This is a genomic window from Aliiglaciecola litoralis, assembly GCF_039523355.1.
GTDB lineage: Bacteria > Pseudomonadota > Gammaproteobacteria > Enterobacterales > Alteromonadaceae > Aliiglaciecola > Aliiglaciecola litoralis.
The window spans coordinates 1-2,582 of the sequence record NZ_BAAAFD010000029.1 but is presented as its reverse complement, the minus strand read 5'-3'; the positions used below and the strand labels follow the sequence as shown (position 1 = coordinate 2,582).

At 38.4% G+C, this 2,582-nt stretch carries 6 protein-coding genes; 5 read left to right on the top strand and 1 reads right to left on the bottom strand.

Going from position 1 to position 2,582, the window contains the following annotated elements; genetic code table 11:
- Window positions 1-20: 20 nt before the first annotated feature.
- The 4 genes from ABD036_RS18910 (at window position 21) to ABD036_RS18895 (ending at window position 1,327) form a co-directional block, all read left to right on the top strand.
- The gene (locus tag ABD036_RS18910; protein WP_343862731.1) at window positions 21-161 is read left to right on the top strand and encodes a hypothetical protein; all 141 of its coding nucleotides are present in this window, start codon (window positions 21-23) and stop codon (window positions 159-161) included.
- Complete coding sequence (locus ABD036_RS18905) at window positions 148-453, top strand: hypothetical protein (RefSeq protein ID WP_343862729.1); 306 nt, start codon at window positions 148-150, stop codon at window positions 451-453. Before ABD036_RS18910 ends, ABD036_RS18905 begins: the two co-directional genes overlap by 14 nt.
- A 123-nt stretch (window positions 454-576) precedes the next feature.
- Window positions 577-837 carry a hypothetical protein gene (locus tag ABD036_RS18900; RefSeq protein ID WP_343862727.1) on the top strand — a complete coding sequence of 87 codons (261 nt, stop codon included), beginning with the start codon at window positions 577-579 and terminating at the stop codon, window positions 835-837.
- A 127-nt stretch (window positions 838-964) separates the two neighbouring features.
- On the top strand, window positions 965-1,327 hold the full coding sequence (locus tag ABD036_RS18895) for a hypothetical protein (RefSeq protein WP_343862726.1): 363 nt from the start codon (window positions 965-967) through the stop codon (window positions 1,325-1,327).
- Between the two features lie 103 nt (window positions 1,328-1,430).
- Here ABD036_RS18895 and ABD036_RS18890 read toward each other — a convergent pair whose 3' ends face one another.
- Window positions 1,431-1,781, bottom strand: a complete 351-nt coding sequence (locus ABD036_RS18890; RefSeq protein ID WP_343862724.1) for a hypothetical protein — start codon at window positions 1,779-1,781, stop codon at window positions 1,431-1,433.
- 104 nt (window positions 1,782-1,885) lie between these two features.
- On the opposite strand from ABD036_RS18890, the gene ABD036_RS18885 reads away from it, so the two are divergent.
- Entirely contained in the window at window positions 1,886-2,353 is a 468-nt protein-coding gene (locus tag ABD036_RS18885; RefSeq protein ID WP_343862722.1) for a hypothetical protein, read from the top strand.
- Window positions 2,354-2,582: the final 229 nt, after the last annotated feature.

Genomic DNA, 2,582 nt, shown 5'->3' with positions numbered 1-2,582 from the left:
AATAAAAGAAGCTAATGAACATGTCGAAATTATTGGGTGTTAGTGCGTATAACAAGTTTGTTAAGTTCGCCCAACAAGTTGGGCTGGGACGCGTAAACTGCACGCGCCCCTTACAAAAGCGTTATATTTCATGGCTGGAATTAATTGATGTTGCCGTTTAAACCATTTCCGGGTTTTAAGTGGGTTCTATTAGTTTCTTGTTTTGCTTTTGCTTTAATCCGACCTGAAGCAGCTTTTGTCAGTGTCATCTGGTTTAGTTTTGCGTCGTTCTATCTTTGTAATAAGCTTAGCCTGCGAGTAGTTGGAAAGCCTTTTGAAATACCTGCTAGAGGTGTAGAAAGGAAAAATATCCACCCTTTTGGATTGTTACTTCTGGTCCCATTTTTTGCAGGTGCTTTTTATCCTGCAATGTGGTTAAAAAGTTTGGCAGTATTTATTCGAGGTTATTTTTAAAATTGAAATATAACAATCCATTCAACCGGACCCAAACTCGCTGGCTGGAGTCACTTCGTTCCCAGTTTAGCCAGCAAGATTGGGCCGTTTAATAGGGGCGTTATATGTACATGGAGGTTTTAAATGTCGTTAATTTCTAAACTGAGTAAAGGCCTTAAAGGCGCAGTGAACGCTGTTAATTCTGATGAGTATCAAATTAATGGTGTAAAGGCTAAATGTATTCACTGCGGTCATAGTCATTTCGAATTGGGAAGTGCTCAATTAAATACTGCAGGTATGACTTTTCTCAACTTAGATTGGGCAAATGACAGTGCATCATTGTTATCATGTAAGGGGTGCAGTTTCATAATGTGGTTTGCGGAAGAACCAAAGAAATTAATTTAACAAAGTACATATAACAAGTGAATAATGTCATTCGTAAACTCACTGGGACAAATACTCGCTGGCCTTCGACCAAAGCGCTCGCATTCGCCCCATATTCAAAGCGTTAGACGTACAGGGATGTTGCAACATGTATCAGTTTGAGTTTTTTGTTTTACCTGTCATTTCTGTTTTAATATCAGCACTAATCATGTCATCTAATACCTCATTTTTTAAAAAGTGCAGTCTAATTATACTTGTTGTTTTTTTATTGGCTGGTGCAGGTGTTTTTTTGCACACTCCAAGCCAGTTTGAATTGGCATTAAGGTTCTTGTATAGCAGTGCGCTAATTGAATTAGTCTTAATTTATCTGGTAGCTAGCATTTCAGTTGTTTTTACATATTCTTATGTTTCAAAAATTAAGCTATTTATAAGTATTGTTAGTGGTTTAATTACACTAGTAGCTTTGCCAATTTATAGTTTGTATATTGCCTGTTATATTGGAGGTTGTTAATGGCAAGTACGTCTAACAATCCAATCAACCGGACGCCAACTCGCTGGCTGGCGCTCGTGCCTCGCTATTATAGCCAGCAAGTTGGCGCCGTTTATTAGGGGCGTTATATGCCTAGATTTAAATTTCTGATTGATGTTTCAAATATCCAAAGCAAAACACTAGCAGGTGCGTTTTTAGGCCTTAATTTTTTCATTTTGGCCTCTGCTTTTTTATTTTTGTGCTTTGTCTTGTTATACCTATGGGGGCTCTCGCAACCGGCTGGTTCTGGCGTTGGAATGCTGATATCCGTGCTTTTCATTGCATTGTCTTTCACAATTGCATTTCCGTGGTTCCATTTTATATATGCCGGCAATGAAAGTATGTATGTAATACTTGCTTTTATTACAGCCTCTTTTTTACTAAATTGTTTAATTTTAGGAGCGGTTTTTGGTCGTTTTATTATTCGGTCACGCATATAACAATCCAATCAATCTGACCCAAACTCGCGGCCATTGCTCGTGCCTCACAAAGTGTAGGCCACCAGTTTGTGCAGTTTATTAGGGGCGTTAGGTGCATAGGGTGCTGACACTCATAATAATAGTTTCAATTCTTATATTTCTATCTTTTGTCACGGAAAAACTATCCACGCCGCCGATAGAAAAGGAAATGAAACCCAACTTTTTTGGCTATTTTACCGCGTGGATAGGGTTCGGTATGTGTATTCTCCCAATATATCAACTATTAATCGGTGACACAGATGCCGACACTTGGATCGGGTTTGCAATACTGACTCCTGGCGGTTTATGGGGATTTCTGCACTTTTTAACTTTAAAATATCGATATGACAACAATGGAATTGAAAGAACCAGCCTCGTTAGCATCGTTAATGCTGGAGCTTGGAAGCACTTCCAAAGTGCTTACTATAGTCCAAAATCATATGCTCACATTTTAGAATTTTCATATGGCAATCTCCGTGTTTATAACGTAGTTAAAAATAAAAAACATTTTTTAGACTTTTTAAAAGACAAGGGATTTGAAATTGGTTAATGCACCTAACAAACGCATCAAACCTGACTCCGCAAGCAGGCCGGTTTTTTGCAAAACACACGGCGCAAAAAAGCGTCCAACTTGCTCCGCTGTTTATGCGAAGCGTTAGGTGCCAAGTGAATCATGTCTAAATTCTCAAAGTTTATGATTTTAGCTATTCCAGTATTAGGCATTGGCATTTACTTTGGCTACAGAGACCATATGAAACCAGTAAATTTTTCAGCTGAAG